Annotated in this window: 13 protein-coding genes; 12 read left to right on the top strand and 1 reads right to left on the bottom strand. The window is 56.1% G+C overall.

The window, feature by feature from the left end:
• Window positions 1–116 precede the first annotated feature (116 nt).
• A complete protein-coding gene (locus ACR0NM_RS09320; RefSeq protein ID WP_480614282.1) occupies window positions 117–1,154 on the top strand; it encodes a zinc-dependent alcohol dehydrogenase family protein in 1,038 nt (345 codons plus the stop codon).
• 65 nt (window positions 1,155–1,219) lie between these two features.
• On the opposite strand, the gene ACR0NM_RS09315 is transcribed toward ACR0NM_RS09320, so the two are convergent.
• Entirely contained in the window at window positions 1,220–2,023 is an 804-nt protein-coding gene (locus ACR0NM_RS09315; RefSeq protein WP_170407624.1) for a helix-turn-helix domain-containing protein, read from the bottom strand.
• 131 nt (window positions 2,024–2,154) lie between these two features.
• On the opposite strand from ACR0NM_RS09315, the gene ACR0NM_RS09310 reads away from it, so the two are divergent.
• The 11 genes from ACR0NM_RS09310 to ACR0NM_RS09260 all read left to right on the top strand — a co-directional run bounded on the left by ACR0NM_RS09310 (window position 2,155) and on the right by ACR0NM_RS09260 (window position 16,329).
• The gene (locus ACR0NM_RS09310; protein ID WP_480614280.1) at window positions 2,155–4,131 is read left to right on the top strand and encodes a CocE/NonD family hydrolase; all 1,977 of its coding nucleotides are present in this window, start codon (window positions 2,155–2,157) and stop codon (window positions 4,129–4,131) included.
• Between the two features lie 25 nt (window positions 4,132–4,156).
• A complete protein-coding gene (locus tag ACR0NM_RS09305; protein WP_480614278.1) occupies window positions 4,157–5,722 on the top strand; it encodes an ABC transporter substrate-binding protein in 1,566 nt (521 codons plus the stop codon).
• Between the two features lie 86 nt (window positions 5,723–5,808).
• Entirely contained in the window at window positions 5,809–6,747 is a 939-nt protein-coding gene (locus ACR0NM_RS09300; protein WP_170422950.1) for an ABC transporter permease, read from the top strand.
• Between the two features lie 11 nt (window positions 6,748–6,758).
• Window positions 6,759–7,616 (top strand): ABC transporter permease, encoded by an 858-nt coding sequence (locus ACR0NM_RS09295; protein WP_170394253.1) that lies wholly within the window; start codon window positions 6,759–6,761, stop codon window positions 7,614–7,616.
• A complete protein-coding gene (locus ACR0NM_RS09290; protein WP_480614276.1) occupies window positions 7,613–8,593 on the top strand; it encodes an ABC transporter ATP-binding protein in 981 nt (326 codons plus the stop codon). The genes ACR0NM_RS09295 and ACR0NM_RS09290 overlap by 4 nt, the downstream gene beginning before the upstream one ends.
• Window positions 8,590–9,534: an oligopeptide/dipeptide ABC transporter ATP-binding protein gene (locus ACR0NM_RS09285; RefSeq protein WP_480614274.1), complete on the top strand. Its 945-nt coding sequence runs from the start codon at window positions 8,590–8,592 to the stop codon at window positions 9,532–9,534. The genes ACR0NM_RS09290 and ACR0NM_RS09285 overlap by 4 nt, the downstream gene beginning before the upstream one ends.
• Before the next feature lie 3 nt (window positions 9,535–9,537).
• Window positions 9,538–11,181: an amidohydrolase gene (locus tag ACR0NM_RS09280; RefSeq protein WP_480614272.1), complete on the top strand. Its 1,644-nt coding sequence runs from the start codon at window positions 9,538–9,540 to the stop codon at window positions 11,179–11,181.
• 1 nt (window position 11,182) lies between these two features.
• Window positions 11,183–12,688, top strand: coding sequence for a M81 family metallopeptidase (locus ACR0NM_RS09275; RefSeq protein WP_480614270.1), 1,506 nt, complete (start codon window positions 11,183–11,185; stop codon window positions 12,686–12,688).
• Window positions 12,689–13,301: 613 nt separating this feature from the next.
• Window positions 13,302–14,387, top strand: coding sequence for a hypothetical protein (locus ACR0NM_RS09270; protein WP_480614268.1), 1,086 nt, complete (start codon window positions 13,302–13,304; stop codon window positions 14,385–14,387).
• 160 nt (window positions 14,388–14,547) lie between these two features.
• Window positions 14,548–15,660: a glycosyltransferase family 2 protein gene (locus ACR0NM_RS09265; RefSeq protein WP_480614266.1), complete on the top strand. Its 1,113-nt coding sequence runs from the start codon at window positions 14,548–14,550 to the stop codon at window positions 15,658–15,660.
• A 12-nt stretch (window positions 15,661–15,672) separates the two neighbouring features.
• Window positions 15,673–16,329: a sulfotransferase gene (locus ACR0NM_RS09260; RefSeq protein WP_170663560.1), complete on the top strand. Its 657-nt coding sequence runs from the start codon at window positions 15,673–15,675 to the stop codon at window positions 16,327–16,329.
• Window positions 16,330–16,601: the final 272 nt, after the last annotated feature.

Below are 16,601 nucleotides of genomic sequence, written 5' to 3'. Positions count from 1 at the left end.
GATTTGGTTAAAATAGTGCTAAAATGCCACAACCTGGGTTCATCCCTAAGGCTGGATCAGTTCGGCTGAGTTGGTTTAGGTTCACACAACTTTTCGAAAAAATGAAAGAGCACACTATGAAGGCTGTCCTGTTCGAGAAGTTCCAACAAACCCCCAAGGTTGTCACAGTCGACGACCCTGCACCCGATACTCATGGCGTTGTTCTGAAGGTCGAAGCCACCGGCGTTTGTCGTAGCGATTGGCACGGGTGGATGGGGCATGACAGTGATATCGAGCTGCCTCACATACCCGGTCATGAGTTGGCTGGCGTGGTCGAAGCCGTCGGACGGGATGTAAAGAACTGGAAAGTTGGCGACAAGGTAACCGTGCCTTTCGTCTGCGGCTGCGGAACGTGCAGCGAATGTCACGCAGGGCATCAGCAAACCTGTCTGTATCAAGAGCAACCCGGCTTTACCCATTGGGGCAGTTTCGCGGAATATGTACCAATTCATCAGGCTGACCTTAATTTGGTCGCGCTGCCTGAAACCATGGAATTTGCAACCGCCGCCAGCCTTGGCTGCAGGTTTGCCACTTCATTCCGCGCGATCGTCGATCAAGGAAGGGTCTCGGCCGGTCAATGGGTTGCCGTACATGGCTGCGGTGGGGTCGGTCTGTCAGCCGTTATGATTGCTGCCGCCGTCGGGGCCAATGTCATCGGGGTTGATCTAGACGAAGCCAGACTCGAACTTGCGCAAGAACTGGGTGCAGTTGCGACCATTAACGGTACAGATGCTGATGTTCCCGAAGCGATCCGCGAAATCACCAAAGGCGGCTCCCATGTGTCAATCGACGCTTTGGGTCATCCCGTCACTATGACCAACTCAATCCTCTGCCTGCGTCCGCGCGGCAAGCACATTCAGGTCGGTCTGATGCTGGGTGAGCACGCTTCGCCAGCAGTACCCATGCCAAAGATCGTAGGACAAGAGATCGAATTGCTTGGTTCGCACGGGATGCAGGCGCATCGCTATGGCGCGATGCTCGACATGATTAAAAATGGCAAGTTGGATCCGGCGCGGTTGGTGGGGGAAAAAATCAGCCTGGAAGACGCACCCAAGGCCTTGATAGGGATGGATAAGTTTACCTCAATCGGTGCGACGGTCGTCACAAGGTTCTGAGTTACAAACAGGATCCGCCCCGTGCGAAAATGGCGCCACTAAACGGCGATTTCAAAATGCATCACTCAATTGGCAAGTTCTGTTGGTATCGCTGAAAAATGGGCATCGCCTGATCCCAAAAGGTACTTTCGGACCGCCAGGTCGATTGATTTACTCTGTTCTGAATAGACACCGCAGGCAGTGAGCGCTTCACGGGCGGTAATGCGCTCATCAAGCCGTTTCCAGATTGTTTTCGCCGCATAAGGGTGTGGAAACGGCCGCCAAGCCACACCCATTGTCATGCCACGCAAGTATTTTAGCTGTTGGCGATGCGCGGAATAAAGGATGGTCTGCGCAATGCTTCCTTCCTTGCCGCATTCATGTTCCGTGGCGAAGATCCTGTTACCGCGCAGGGCAACCAGCCCTTCGTAGCGCGAAATCTGCCGAACGCTTTTGTCCGGGGACGTGGCGTTTTCGTGCGAGCGGATCGTCACCACGCCATCCACCTCCTTAAGTCGGATCAGAGAACAAAAAATGCGCCCCTGCCAAGACGGGGTGCAAAAGAAAGAATGATAGAAGCCCACATAGCGTCTGAGATTCTTCACCTGATCACTGTACGGCTTAACAAACAAGCTGGCAGGAGTTTCTTTCCGACGGACGATCGAGTCTTTCAATGTTTCTTCAAAATCCGTCCGAGGCGCAAAAAGCTGCGCCTCAGGCAGATCGAAATACCGAGCGATACGGCGCAGGTTGTGGGCTGATGGCAAGCTTTCGCCGTTGAGGTAGCGATTAAACTGCTGCCTGTTCAGGCCGATTTCTCGACAGACTTGCGAGATATTGCCTCGCTCGGCGCACAAAGACCGTAAATTTGCGGAAAAACTTTCGGACATAAGCGTCATTTCTTTCGCGTTTTGACGCTATAATGCTAAAGATTGAATAAAAGCGCGTAAAGTAGCTCAGTTCAATAATTTTCGGAATGCGGGTTGGCTGTACCAAACGCAACAACGGGACCTCGCTCCGAATGTCCACAAAAATCATCGAAAACACCTGGATCCCCCTGCCGGATGGTCGGAAACTGGCTGCACGAATTTGGTTGCCCGAAACCGGGCCGTCACCCGCCATTCTGGAATACCTCCCCTATCGCAAACGGGATGGAACTGCGCCGCGAGATGCAACCACTCATCCAGTATTTGCCGAGGCAGGATACGCCTGCATCCGCGTCGACATTGCCGGAACCGGTGATAGCGAGGGGCAGTTCGACGACGAGTATTCGGAACAGGAACTCCGCGATGGTGAAGCCGTTCTGAGTTGGATCGCCGCACAAAACTGGTGCGACGGAAACATTGGGATGATCGGTATCTCCTGGGGAGGATTCAATGGGCTGCAGCTGGCCTTTCGCCATCCGCCCGAGCTCAAGGCGGTGGTCAGTGTCGCCTCGACCGTGGATCGGTACGCCGATGACATACACTTCATGGGCGGCTGCCTGTTAAGCGACAATATCAACTGGGGCAGTCAGATGTTCGCCTATTTGACACGGCCCGCAGACCCCGAGCTGCGATCTGATTGGCGAGAAGACTGGCTTGCCCGACTTGAGAATGTACCATTCTCAGCAGCCGATTGGCTGCGTCATCCAACGCGCAGCGCGTTCTGGAAACATGGCTCGGTTTGCGAGGATTGGTCGGCGATTCAAGCTCCGGTTCTTGCGATAACGGGTTGGTCGGATGCATATGTCAACGCTCCGCCAGCGCTGGCAGCAAATCTGGCCGTGCCGTCAAAAGCGCTGATCGGACCGTGGGAGCACCGCTATCCGCATATCTCGAAACTAGAGGCTGGGGATTTCCACTCCGAGGTGATCGGCTGGTTTGATCGCTGGCTGAAGGGGCAGCAGAATGGCGCCGAAGACCTGCCCGCCTACCGAACCTATATGCAGGATCATTTTGGCCCGAGCAAAAAGAACAAACCCAGGCAGGGCCGCTGGATCGCCGAGACAGAATGGCCGTCGCCCAATGTCAGCGATGAAGTCTGGCATTTGGGATTGGGTGGGTTTTCCGACGTCGCCACTACGGCCGAGACAGCCGTATCGAATCCGGCCCATATCGGACAGGCTGGCGGGTATTTCTGCCCGGGCATGCGGATCGACAATGAGTTGGCCGAAGATCAAGCAGCCGATGACGCACTGTCGCTTTGTTTCGATACGGCACCGCTGGACAAGCCGCTTGAACTGCTTGGACGGGCGCGACTGAAACTGTCCTTCACCGTGGACAGACCGGTAGCCCAACTGATTGCGCGATTGTGTGATGTCGCCCCGGATGGGGTTTCTCAGCGGATCACCTATCGGGCGCTGAACCTGACGCACTACAAGAGCCACGAGACCCCTGTAGCGTTGGTTCCCGGTCAAGTTTACAGTGCGGAAATTGCACTAAATGAGTGCGCGCATCGCGTGAAACCCGGTCATATCCTGCGTCTTGCGCTGTCTACCGCTTACTGGCCAATCGTTTGGCCCGCGCCAGAAGCGGCAGAGGTGACGTTGCAACTGCAAGGTTCGGCGCTGTATTTGCCGGTTCGGACGATGTCTGAGGAAGCTGATCCTGCACATCCCGGACCAGCGCAGGATTATCCGACTTTGCAAAGCACCGAGCTGCGCGCGCCGTCGGGCCGATCCGAACGGCGCATCGAAGCGGACGGAACCGTCGTACTTGAGACATTCGACGACTACGGCAAAGCACAGGACCCCGGCCACGGCCTGATCGTCGGAAGCCACGTCGCCATGCGCTATGCGATCCATCCCGATGACCCAGCGACCGCGCAATTCACGGCGGGCTGGCGTTTCACGTTCGAGAGGGACGAATGGCAGGTCGAGATCAGCACCGAAAACGCGATGACCTGTGACGTCGAGAATTTCTATCTGCATCGAAAACTGCGCGCCACCGAAGGCGCGGACAAAACAGAAGTTCTGACAAAGGAATGGAACGAAACCATCCCGCGCAGGCTTCTGTAAACGATCTGACCCAAGGGAGAACATCATGAAAATCGAATGGACAAAAGCAAATGTCGGGCGCAGGGGCTTCTTGAAAGGGGCAACTGCGCTTGGGGCGGCATCCGCGCTGCCTGCAAGCTGGGCCAATCGCGCCTTCGCCGCTGATGACGGGGTGTTGCGGGTGCGCGCCTACGGTGATGCCCAGAACATGGACCCCGCACATTCCGTCGGTGTTGTCGAAGAAGAAGTGCATGCCTCGATTTACAACAAGTTGATCCAATACAAGCCCGGCGAGGAATGGGGTTGGCAGCTGGATGCGGCGGCGATGATCGAGCAGGTTGACCCGACCCATATCAAGTTCGCCCTACGCGATGATATCGGTTTCACCAATGGCTTCGGTGCGATGACCGCTGAAGACGTGAAATTCAGCATGGAGCGCATCGTGGACGATGCGACCGAAAGCCCGAACAAGCCCGATTTGGGTCCGTTCAGCCATGTCGAAGTGAGCAGCGAACGCGAAGGTACCATCGTTCTCAACGAGCCGTTTGCTCCGATTTGGTCGATCGCCCTGCCTTACATAACCGGCAACATCGTCTCGAAAGCTGCGGTCGAGGCCGCAGGGGGCCGCATCGGGGCCGATCCGGTCGCTGAATCCGGCCCTTATCTGCGGGACAGCTGGTCACCCAAAGAAAAAACCGTGCTTAAGCGCAACCCGGATTGGAAGGGTGACGCACCAACATGGGACACAATCGAAATCCTGCCGATCGACGACGAAAACACCGCCGAGATCGCCTTTGAGGCGGGCGAACTGGACATGACTCGGGTTTCGCTGGGATCGGTCGAACGCTATCGGGCCGGTGTTCCGAATGGCGGATCTTTGGTCGAGAAACCCTCACTGTTCTATGTCTGGTTGGGCATGAATCTGGATCACCCCAAGCTTCAGAACCCAAAACTGCGTCAGGCGATTCAACATGCAGTCGACGTACCAAGCATCCTAGAGGCGGCCTATTTTGGAGCCGCTGAACCCTCGACAGGCATCATCGCACCTGGCCTTGCGGGCCACCGCCTGCAATCTCTGGTCCCTCCGGCGGCAAACTTCGAGAAAGCGGCGCAATTGCTGGCGGAATCTGGCGAGACCAATGTGACGCTTACGCTGGACACGCTGAACAAGACCACTTTCACCACGACGGCTCAGATCATTCAGGCAACTCTGGCGCAGATCGGGATCACGGTCGAAGTCAACGTACTGGAATCCGGTGCATTCTGGGCAAGCGGAGACAACGAGAACCTGCAACTGGTTCTGAACCGCTTCTCGATGACCCCCGATCCATATTATGCGACGGCCTGGTTCACCACCGAACAGGTCGGCATCTGGAACTGGGAGCGGTTCAGCAACGCTGAATTTGACGAAATTCACAACTCGGCATTCAAGGAAGCGGATGTGGCCAAACGCGCTGAGATGTATCAGCGGGCGCAGGATCTGATGGAAGAAAGTGGTGCCTACCGCTTTATCACCCACGAGGCGACACCGGTGATTCATTCGGCTCGTGTCACCCCCGCGCTAAGACCCGACGGTCTGGCACTGCTGCGGTACTTCGGCAAGGCGACCTGACCTCCCCAAGGTCGGCTATGTCCGGCGGGGTTTGACGCCCGCCGGACAAAACAGCTCGCCACCCATCCACAAGGAGCCAGCTTTTCATGTTGAAGTTTGCAACCCGCCGCTTCGGGCTAGCGCTGCTTATCCTGTTCGTGGCGGTTACCGTCATGTTCCTGATGATCCGCGCCGTCCCCGGGGACCCGGTCCAGATCATGTTGGGGCCACGCGCAACACCTGAGCTTCAGGCCCAGCTCACCGCTGCGTTGGCGCTGGATCAACCAATCTGGAAACAGCTGGTCATATTCTATGGAAACCTGGTCCGTGGCGATCTGGGAATCGACGTATTCTCGGGCCGGTCCGTGACAGATATCGTGTTTCAGCAGCTACCCTACACTCTAGAACTGATCTTTGCGTCGATCCTGTGGTCCGCCACCTTGGGAATTGCGCTTGGGGCATATGCCGCCGCCCATCCGAACACTCTGATCGACCGAATTGCGGCGGCGATTTCGGTCAGTTTTGTTGCAGCACCCGCCTTTGTCGTAGCACTTCTGTCGCTATTGGTCTTTGCCGTGCATCTTCAGTGGTTTCCAGCCATCGGCGCGGGCGAAGGCTTCTGGGGTCGCATTGATCACCTCGTTTTGCCCGCCTTTGCCATCGGGCTAAGCTGGGTGGGCTACATCGCGCGGTTGGTGCGCGCCTCGATGTTGGAAGTCTTAGGCGAAAACCACGTTCGGACCGCACGAGCCTTCGGTATCGCAGAGCGCCGCGTGGTGATGGTTTATGCCTTGCGTATCGCCATTCTTCCGGTGGTCACGGTGATCGGCGTCGGCATGGGTTTCCTGCTGAGCTCGGCCGTATTCGCCGAAATAGTGTTCGCGCGCCCGGGTCTGGGCAAGCTGGTGATCGACAGCATAACCACCCGCAATTACCCGATTGTCATGGGCTCGGTTCTGATCTCAACCGGTTTGTTCGTCGTGTCGACCGCACTGGCGGACCTGATCAATGCGTGGCTCGACCCACGCGCTAGACAAGCGCATTGAGGAAAGCCGAAATGGAAAAATCTCGTTCTGAACTTGGTCAGATCATTGTCGGCGTCGCCCGCGACCCTCTGGGTCTGATTGGTTTGGTCATTGTCGGCACCATCGTCTTCTGTGCGATTTTCGCCTATTGGATTGTGCCCTATGATCCCGTGGCCATGGATATCAAAGCCCGGTTGCAAGGCCCGTCTGCCGAGCACCTTCTGGGTACGGACCAACTTGGCCGCGATACGTTTTCCCGCGTGATTGCCGGCGGTCAGGTTGCGTTGAAAGTCGCCTTGCCTGCGGTCTTTGGTGCGATGGTAATTGGCCTAACCTTGGGAATGATTGCGGGGTATGGGCCAAAATGGCTCGACAACCTGTTGATGTTGTTCTTTGACACCATCCGATCCTTCCCAACCGTGATGTTCGCGCTGGCCGTTGTGGCCCTGGTCGGTCCCAGTTTGCAAACGGTTGTGTTCGTGGTGATGGCGACTTCGATCCCAACCTATGGCCGTGTGGCGCGAACGCAGACCCTGACGTTGCGCAATTCCGAGTTCATTCTGGCCGAGCGGTCGATGGGGGCCAGCATGGCCCGCATCTTGGGTGTGCACATGCTACCAAATATCGTGGGGGTTTTGGCCGTCCTGGCTGCTATGGACATCCCGACGGTAATCGCGCTTGAGGCGGGGCTGTCCTTTCTCGGGCTTGGCGTGAAGCCCCCAACCCCCAGTTGGGGCGCACTTCTGAAGGACGGGTATTCCCTGATCCGACAGACACCTTGGCTGGTGGTGGGCGGCGGTCTGCCGATCATTCTGGCAACCCTGGGCTTTACGTTTTTAGGGGAATCCCTGCGCGACGTGGTTGATCCCAAACTGAGGAAACAGCGATGACCGAAACTCTTCTGGAAATCGAGAACCTCAGCGTCGATTATGAAACGGCACGCGGAGATCTCAAGGCATTGCGGGATCTCACCTTTGACATCCGCAAAGGTGAGATCGTGGGCATTGTCGGTGAGTCTGGTTGCGGAAAATCAACCTTGATCTCGTCGATCCTGCGGCTGACCGCACCGAACACGCGGTTCCGGCAAGGCGAAATACGCTTTAAAGGGCAGGATCTGTTGCAAGTGCCTGAACGCAGGATGAGTGATCTGCGCGGGGCCGATATCTCAATCATCTTTCAGGACCCGATGCAGACCCACAATCCGGTTCTGACCATTGGCCAGCAGATGGTCGATATTCAGCACCGGTCCAAGGCTAGTAAGCAGGAAAAACTGGCCAATGCGGCAAAGATGCTGGGGGCTGTCGGAATTCCGGACCCAGAGGCACGGCTAAAGCAGTTCCCGCATGAGTTTTCAGGCGGAATGCGACAGCGGATCGCGATCGCCATGGCGTTGATGTCAGAACCCGACCTGCTGATCGCGGATGAGCCGACCACCGCGCTGGACGCCACGCTTGAGGTGCAAATCATTGAGCGCTTGCAAGAGCTGCAGCGCGAGTTCGATTGCGCCATCCTGTTCATCTCGCACCATCTGGGTGTGATCGCGGAACTCTGTGATCGCGTAGTGGTAATGTACGCAGGCGCCGTGGTCGAAAGCGGCGAGGTGCGCGAGATTTTTCACAATCCCAAGCACCCTTACACACGCCGTCTGATTGATTGCGATCCCGGCCATATCAAGGAACGCGCGCGGGTTCTGCCAACTATTCCGGGCGAAGTGCCCGATCTGGCCAACCTGCCCGGCGGCTGTATTTTCCGCGACCGCTGCGATCAGGCGATGCCACGCTGCGCAACGGACGTTCCGCCCTTGGATCGTCTGAAAGAAGGGCATCACGCCGCCTGCTGGCTGAACCATGAGGAGGCCGTGACATGAGCCTGCTGAATGTCCAAGACCTGCAAACCAGCTATGGCCCGGTCAACGTGCTGGCGGGCGTCAGCTTTGAGGTCGAAGCTGGCGAAACCTATGCGCTTGTCGGCGAAAGCGGTTCGGGCAAGACAACTGTCATCCGTGCGATTGCGGGCCTGGCCCCGGCGCAGGCCGGTTCGGTCGTGTTTGACACGCAAGAGATACGAGGCGCGCCGGAACGGGTAATGCGTCCGCTGCGCAAGGACATGGCGATGATGTTTCAGGACCCTGTGGGCAGCTTGTCACCACGCCTGACAATTCGAAGCCTGATCACGGAACCCTATCGCATTCAGGGCATGAAAGATCGCGATCTGGATGCCGAAGCCAAGCGTCTGCTGGAAATGGTGAACCTGCCGGTGCATTTCGCGGACCGCTACCCCTATCAATTGTCCGGTGGCCAGGCACGACGGGTTGGTGTTGCCCGCGCTTTGGCGCTGGAGCCGAAACTGATCCTGGCGGATGAACCAACGGCGGGGCTGGATGTCTCGGTACAGGGTGAGCTGCTGAACCTGCTCAATGACCTGCGGGAACGCCTGGGCCTGGCGATGGTGGTCATCACCCACAACCTGAACGTGGTGCGCCACGTGGCAGACCGCATGGGCATTATGTATCTGGGTCGACTGGTCGAGGAAGGCACGACAGAGGCGATCTTCGACGATCCGCGCCACCCCTATACCCGCTGCCTGCTCAGCGCCAACCCCGAGCCGGACCCCGATGCGCGCCTTGAACGGATCGCGCTCAAAGGTGAGCCGCCCAGCCTCTTGCAACGTCCGTCGGGCTGTGAGTTCCGCGAAAGATGCCCGTTTGCCAAAGACATCTGCACACAGACACCGCAATGGGAGGTTGCGGCGGGCCACGGGCTGCGCTGTCTCGCACCCTTGTCGGGTGCGCCTGCTCCGGGTCACTAAAGGATGAGGGAAACACTCTATTTCGGCGGTCCCATCCTGACGATGGACGCCGACAATTCCCGACCCGAGGCGGTGTTGGTGCGGGACGATGTCATCATTGCGGTGGGGGACGAAGCAACGCTGCGGCGGCAGATGTCATCCGATGCGGGTGTATATGACCTAGCTGGCCAGACCCTGATCCCAGCCTTCATCGACTCGCACGGCCACTTCCCAGATCCCGGCTTCATCCAGCTGTTTCGGGTTGATCTTGCATCACCTCCGCGCGGCGCGTGTATGGATATGGCGCAAGCTTTGGAAAAGCTGCGCTGCCGGGCCGAAGAGACGCCCGAGGGCGATTGGGTGATGGGCGTTTTGTTCGACAACACCGCCATTTCAGAAGGCCGCATGCCTACCCGGGCCGAACTGGATGATGTCTCAACGGCGCATCCAATCTGGGTTCTGCATGCTTCGGGTCACAACGGCGCGGCCAATTCGATGGCGCTGAAGCTGCATGGCGTCAATCGCGACACCCCGGACCCGGCCGGAGGGCGTTATGGCCGCGACCCCGATACCGGCGCCCTGACGGGGCTGGTCGAAGGGCTGTCGGCCATAGGCGAAATGGGCGACACTGATTTTCTGATCGACCGGGACAGGTTCTGGCAAGGGTTCAACGCCTGCCGTGATGAGTATTTGTCCCACGGAGTAACTTATGCACAGAACGCTTGGGCATCGCAGGTTATGCTCGACCACTTTGCCAGCCTTCCTGCCGATCAGGATCCCGGCATTGATTTGGAATTGTTGCCAATTGCCGATCTGGAACCGGCTCTGAGCCAGGGCTGGATCGACGATAACTGGCCCGGCAACCCAAATTTTACGCTGGGTGCGCGAAAGCTGTTTACCGATGGCGCGTTCCAGTTACAGACTGCCTATCTGTCTGCGCCCTACCACAAGTCGCTGGACCCCGATCACCCCTGTGGCATGATCTATGCCACGCAGGTCGACATGGATTTCGAGGTTCTCCGCCTACACGCTATGGGGTTTCAGATCCACTGCCATTGCAACGGGGATGCCGGGGCCGAGATGTTCATCGATGCGGTGGACAAGGCCTTGTTAGCGCATCCGCGAGACGATCACCGCCATACAATCATCCACGGCCAGGTTCTGCGCGACGATCAACTGGACCGCATGGCGGGGCTTGGAATAACTGTCAGCTTCTTTTCAGCACATGTGCATTTCTGGGGGGACCGACATTACGATACCTTCCTCGGCCCGGAACGCGCTGAACGGATTTCGCCAGCCGCAACTGCGGAACGATACGGTGTACGCTATACGATCCACAATGACGCGTCGGTTACGCCAACGCGGCCAATCCATCTGGCGCATTGCGCGGTGAATCGACTGACTGCATCCGGCCGGCAACTGGGTGAAAAGGAAAGGGTCAGCGTACTGTCTGCGCTCCGGGCACAAACTATCGATGCGGCGTGGCAAGTGTTTAAAGAAGATGAGCGCGGTTCGATTGAGCCCGGAAAACTGGCAGATTTCGCCATCCTTTCTCGCAATCCCCTAGATGATCCTGAACGGCTGCTAGACACATCGATTGTTGCAACCATCCGGCGAGGTCAGATTGTGTTCGGCACCACCAAATCCAGAAAAGAACTGGAATTTTAGAATGACAGCCAAACGCATTGCCATTGCCGGATTTCAACACGAAACCAACTGCTTCGGAGCGACCAAAGCGGGTCTGCCAGAGTTCGAGATGGCAGATTCATGGCCCGAAATGTTGCATGGCCCGCGTGTCATCGCGGACACCAAAGGTATGAACCTACCCATCGCCGGGTTTTCTTCCGCCGCGAACCAGGCAGGTTTCGAGCTTTTCCCGATCCTGTGGTGTGCGGCGGAACCTAGCGCTCATGTCACGGATCACGCGTTCGAGAAGATATGTACTATGATCTTGGATGGCCTTCGCGGCGCGGGACCGCTGGACGGAGTGTATCTTGACCTGCACGGTGCAATGGTGACTGAAAGCCTGGCCGATGGTGAGGGAGAGCTGTTGCGCCGAGTACGTGATCTGGTAGGGCGGGATGTTCCGGTCGTGGCGAGCCTTGACCTGCATGCCAATATCTCTGACCAGATGATCTCGCAGGCGGACTATCTGGCAATTTTCCGCACGTACCCGCACCTCGATATGGGCGAAACCGGTGCGCGATGCGTACCGGTTCTGCAAAGGCTACTGGCCGGAGAAAAGCTGCACAAAGCCTTCCGGCAGGTGCCCTATCTGATCCCATTGCATGCGCAATACACCTGGGCCGCACCGTTTGATGAGATTTATCAGTTGCCCACCCAGTTCGAACATACCCATGTCTTTGCAGAAATCGCGCTGGGTTTTACTGCGGCAGATTATCCCGATACTGGTCCGTCCTGCGTTGCCTACGCGACCAGTGCCGCGCAAGCGACCGCCGCAGTAGATCAAATTTTCGACCTTTTTCTGGCCCGAGAACCCGATGTGGACTGCTCTATGTTGTCGTTGGACGAAGCCGTTCTGGCCTGTCGTTCGCATCGCGACAAACCGCTCGTGTTAGCGGATGTACAGGACAACGCAGGCGCAGGCGGCACATCCGATACCACCGGACTTCTGGCCGCTTTGATCGAGGGGGAAGCGCAGGAAGTTTTGATGGGTCTCTTCCACGACGCCGAAAGCGCAGAGAAAGCGCATCGTGCAGGCCAAGGCGCAAAACTGAACCTGGCCATCGGCGGAAAATCAGGTCTGCCCGGGCACCACCCCGTTGAGGCAAAGTTCGAAGTCCTGGCCATCGGAGATGGCATCTGCCGATACTCAGGTGAGATGTACGGAGGCGGCATCGCGACGCTTGGCAAAACGGCCGCTCTGAGGATGATAGAGTCTGGCGCGAAGATAGACTTGGTCGTCACCAGTGTGCGCAACCAATGCCTAGACCGCGCTCATTTCACCCATATCGGCCTGAATCCCACATCCTATTCAGTGATCTGTGTCAAAAGCACCACACATTTCCGTGCGGATTTCCAACCCATCGCAAGCGACGTGAAAGCCGTTGCCGCTCCAGGCACCTTTCTCTGCGATCTGGACCAGATCCCCTACTACAACATCGCAGGCAAACGCCGCATCGAAACAAGTGGACCCAAAACCAAAAACCATTGATTTTCCACCAGCATCGCAGTTCGCAATCGACATAGCAGGCGCAGAAATTGCATTGAGATCCCGCTTGTAAACTAAGAGATTGGAAACTTCTCGCTTCACGTTTTGACAATGCCGCCTCATCTTTCGCTTCAAATCGACAGAAGATAGGGCTTAAACCGTTTCTGTTCGGCAGAAACCCAAACCCATTACGACCAAGCTTTGATAGAGCAACCCCGCGGCAAATCCCGACCCAGCAAACGGACCTTGCTAGCGCGATTCACGGTTCGAAATCGAGCGGTGAATATGTCTGACTTATATTGGTTGGCTGGCGCACATATAGCGCGTCTTGAGCCCTTATTCCCCAAATCACACGCCAGTCAACTACGCGAAACCCAAGGAGTTACAGACCCAGATTGTTATGATGTGCTAAAACCCGCTTTTTATCAGAATAGTGAAGGAAACCGCAACGATCGGAAACACCATCACACCGGATACCTCCGCTCAAACAAACTGGTCTAAGAGCCGACCGGTTCGGCGTTGGATGTAGACGGCAAGTGTAGCTATCGATAGACAACTTCCACAGGGTCAAACCGAAAACGAGGGCCCGAGGCAACCCAGGCAACAGGAAGAAACTATGAAGCGCTGTGCAATTGTACAATTTGAACCGCGCCATGAAGAAGTCATCCCCAGCTTGGTGGCCGCCTGTAATGCCAACGGGTACCGACCACGAATCTTTCTGCATCGCCGGATCTTAAAGCTGCGCGGAGATATCATGGCCTTGGTGCCGGGATTGGAATTTGATGTTGAGTATGTGCCTTTGAGCACACCGGATTACCGGGCTGCGGATGCACCAAAACATATCAAGTCAACTATTGCAGCAATTGAAGCGGCCGAACATGACTTCGTCCTCATGGCCTCTTTGAGTCGTCCAAAAGCGGCAAGCTGGGCGCATGGAGTGAAGAAGCCATTGATCATGGTCCTGCATAATCTGGATCAGTTCAGCCAGATGGTACCCCTGCGCGAGACGCTTCAGATGCCAAATGCGCGCTACATCAGCCTGAGTGCACATGTCACGGCTGAATGGATCAGCCGGGTGGGCAAAGCCCATATGGACAGGATCGCGACGTTGGAGCCGTTTTATTGGATCGATGATCCGGAACCAAAGTTGGGCCAGCCGCGTCAGGTCGTGATCCCCGGCAACGTTAACATGCGGACACGTGATTACCCTGGCCTGCTGGATCTTCTTGGCAATCGACCGGACGCCTTTCAGAATCTGCATTTCATCCTGCCGTCAGGAGGCGGAGATCGCGCAAAGGTTGAAAGTGAGATCCAGGACCGAAAGCTTGACGCCCGCTTTACGTGCGTGCCTTTGGACAACAGCGGGCAGGTCGGGCATGCCGCGTATTTTGACGCACTGGCGGGCGCTCAGGTGATACATCCGCTCATGCCATTTGACTATGAACAATATCAACGGATCAAGATCACATCTGCCCTGTCCTCTTCGGGTGGATTCTGTGTGCCGATCGTCATGGACCGCTGGTCAGAGGCCTGTTACCGACCACCAATGCTGATTGCTGACAATGGGTTAGAGGCAAGCCTGACCCGCATTTCAGAGGCGAGTGATGCAGAACTCGGCGATCTGCAGGTAGCACTGAAGTCTTACCGCCGATCTGCACTTGCAAACGGAGCTGTCGGGCTAAGACGGCTAATTGAACAATAAGTGCATCTATCCGGTTCACTCTCAGCCTTTTAGATCCACCTACCACCGAGTTGGAAATCGCCCAAGTTGGCAACATGATGCCGCGCCGTACTTTTTTCGTTCCTACGCGAAATTCGCAGTTCAGAACATCTGCAAAACCGTTATTCTCAATGAGCACCACATGACATGCGGTCTGGCGGATGACCAGACTGAAGCGTCGGATCAAAGGAATAGAATGACACGAAAGCTAGCGATCCTGACGGTCAAAGATGAAGGCGCGTTCCTGTTGGAATGGCTCGCCCATCATCAGATGGTTGGTTTCACTGATTTTCTGATCTTCTCAAATGATTGCGCGGATGGCACCGATCTGATGTTGCACCGACTCGAAGAGATGGGGCAAATCACTCATGTCAGCCATGAGGCCAAGCCCGATAAGAGCGTACAGTGGCAGGCTATGAAACAAGCCGCCAAACATCCTCTATTGAAAGAAGCAGACTGGATACTGGCGCTCGATATTGATGAGTTTGTAAATATCCATATTGGCGACGGCTCATTAAACGCGCTCATCCATAGCCTCCCCGAGGCGGATGCGATCACGCTCACCTGGCGGCTATTCGGAAATGCAGGGATCGTTTATTTTGAAGATGCGCCGGTGACCCAACAGTTCACTTCGTGCGCCCCCAAACCCATCCTTTGGCCGTGGCGCGCCTCGATGTTCAAAACGCTTTATCGCAACAACGGGATTTACCGTAAACCAGGCATTCATCGGCCAATTTCGCCTGATCAGACCCGCGTGGATGAGGCGCGCTGGTATGATGGATCAGGCCGTTTGCTTGGTGGCGATCATCGCCGCCAGCGGGTATTTTCCAACTATACGCAAGATACGACCATGAGGGTTCAGCTTAACCATTATGCTTTGGGCGCGATGGACTCCTTTCTGCTCAAACGTGCGCGTGGACGTGGGGTGCATTTCAAAGAGAAAATCGGCATGGATTATTGGGTCGATTACAACTTTAACAGCGATCAGGACGTCTCTATTTCCCGCTACCAATTGGCACGGGCTGCTCGGGTTACCGAGCTAAAATCAGATGCCACACTGAAGAAGCTTCATGACAAGGCCTGCGAATGGCGGCACAAGCGATTTAAGGAACTTTTGGAGTCAGAACCTGAACGCGCGTTTTTTGCTCGCCTGATGATGGCTGGCCAAACCACACCTCTGACGGAGCATACGGCCCGTCAGCTTATTTCAGTTGCCATGCGCGCGAACCAGAAAGCCGCCGCAGAGTCCGAGTAGGAGCCTTCCTTCGTGCCGCAATCATCAATAGCCCCTGAATATCTCTCCACCCGTGCAGGACGTACGCGGCGGATATTTCAGGTCGGTTTCAACAAGTGCGGCACAAGGTCGATTTCCGCCTTTCTAGATAACAACGGCATTCCGACGGTTCACTTCAAGCGTGGCAATCTGGCCCGCGCGCTCGCTAACAATCTTAAGTATGGCTATGCGCCACTCAATGGCATCGACCGTTGGGTCGGCTACACCGACATGCAGATGGTGAGCGGCTCACGCGTGATTGAAGGTTGCCGTTATTTTCGTCAACTCGCGGCATATTATCCCAATTCCTATTTCATATTGAACACTCGAGACAAAGACAGGTGGATTGCAAGTCGCCGAAACCATGGCAATGGGTTTTATGCTGAGCGTTATCGTAAGGGTATGAATTTCGAGTCGGTTGATCAGGTAATTGATCATTGGTCAGAAGAATGGGATCGGCATCATCAGGAGGTGCCCGAATTTTTTAAGGACAAGCCGGATAAATTATTGATATATAATATAGAAACAGACAGGCCTGACCAGATGTCCGAGTTCCTTGCGCCTGATTTTGAGACTGATCCGACTTTCTTCGGCCATGAGGGAAAAACGTCCGGAGGCAATGACGCCGACGATGCGGTTTCTCCGAATTGAGATGTCATGGCCTGCTTATTTGAGCAGCATAAGAAATCGAGTGTGGGCGAGAACGAAAGGTTCGGTCGCCAACTCTCTGACGAATGAATGCGACTTAAAACTTGCCCAGCTTAGCTGGCTAACGGAGTGACAAGACTGAACAGGCAGGCTGCGCCGCCGCGCACCTTTTGATTGCCTTGATTCCTATGGTGCGCGCGATGCTCTTGCCGTTGGCAATCTTTTGGAAAGGCCGTTGATTTCGACAATTTGGGCAATGAGCGTCGTAACTGTTG

It is taken from the genome of Ruegeria sp. AF2 (assembly GCF_056542025.1).
This window is presented reverse-complemented; position numbering and strand designations above follow the sequence as displayed.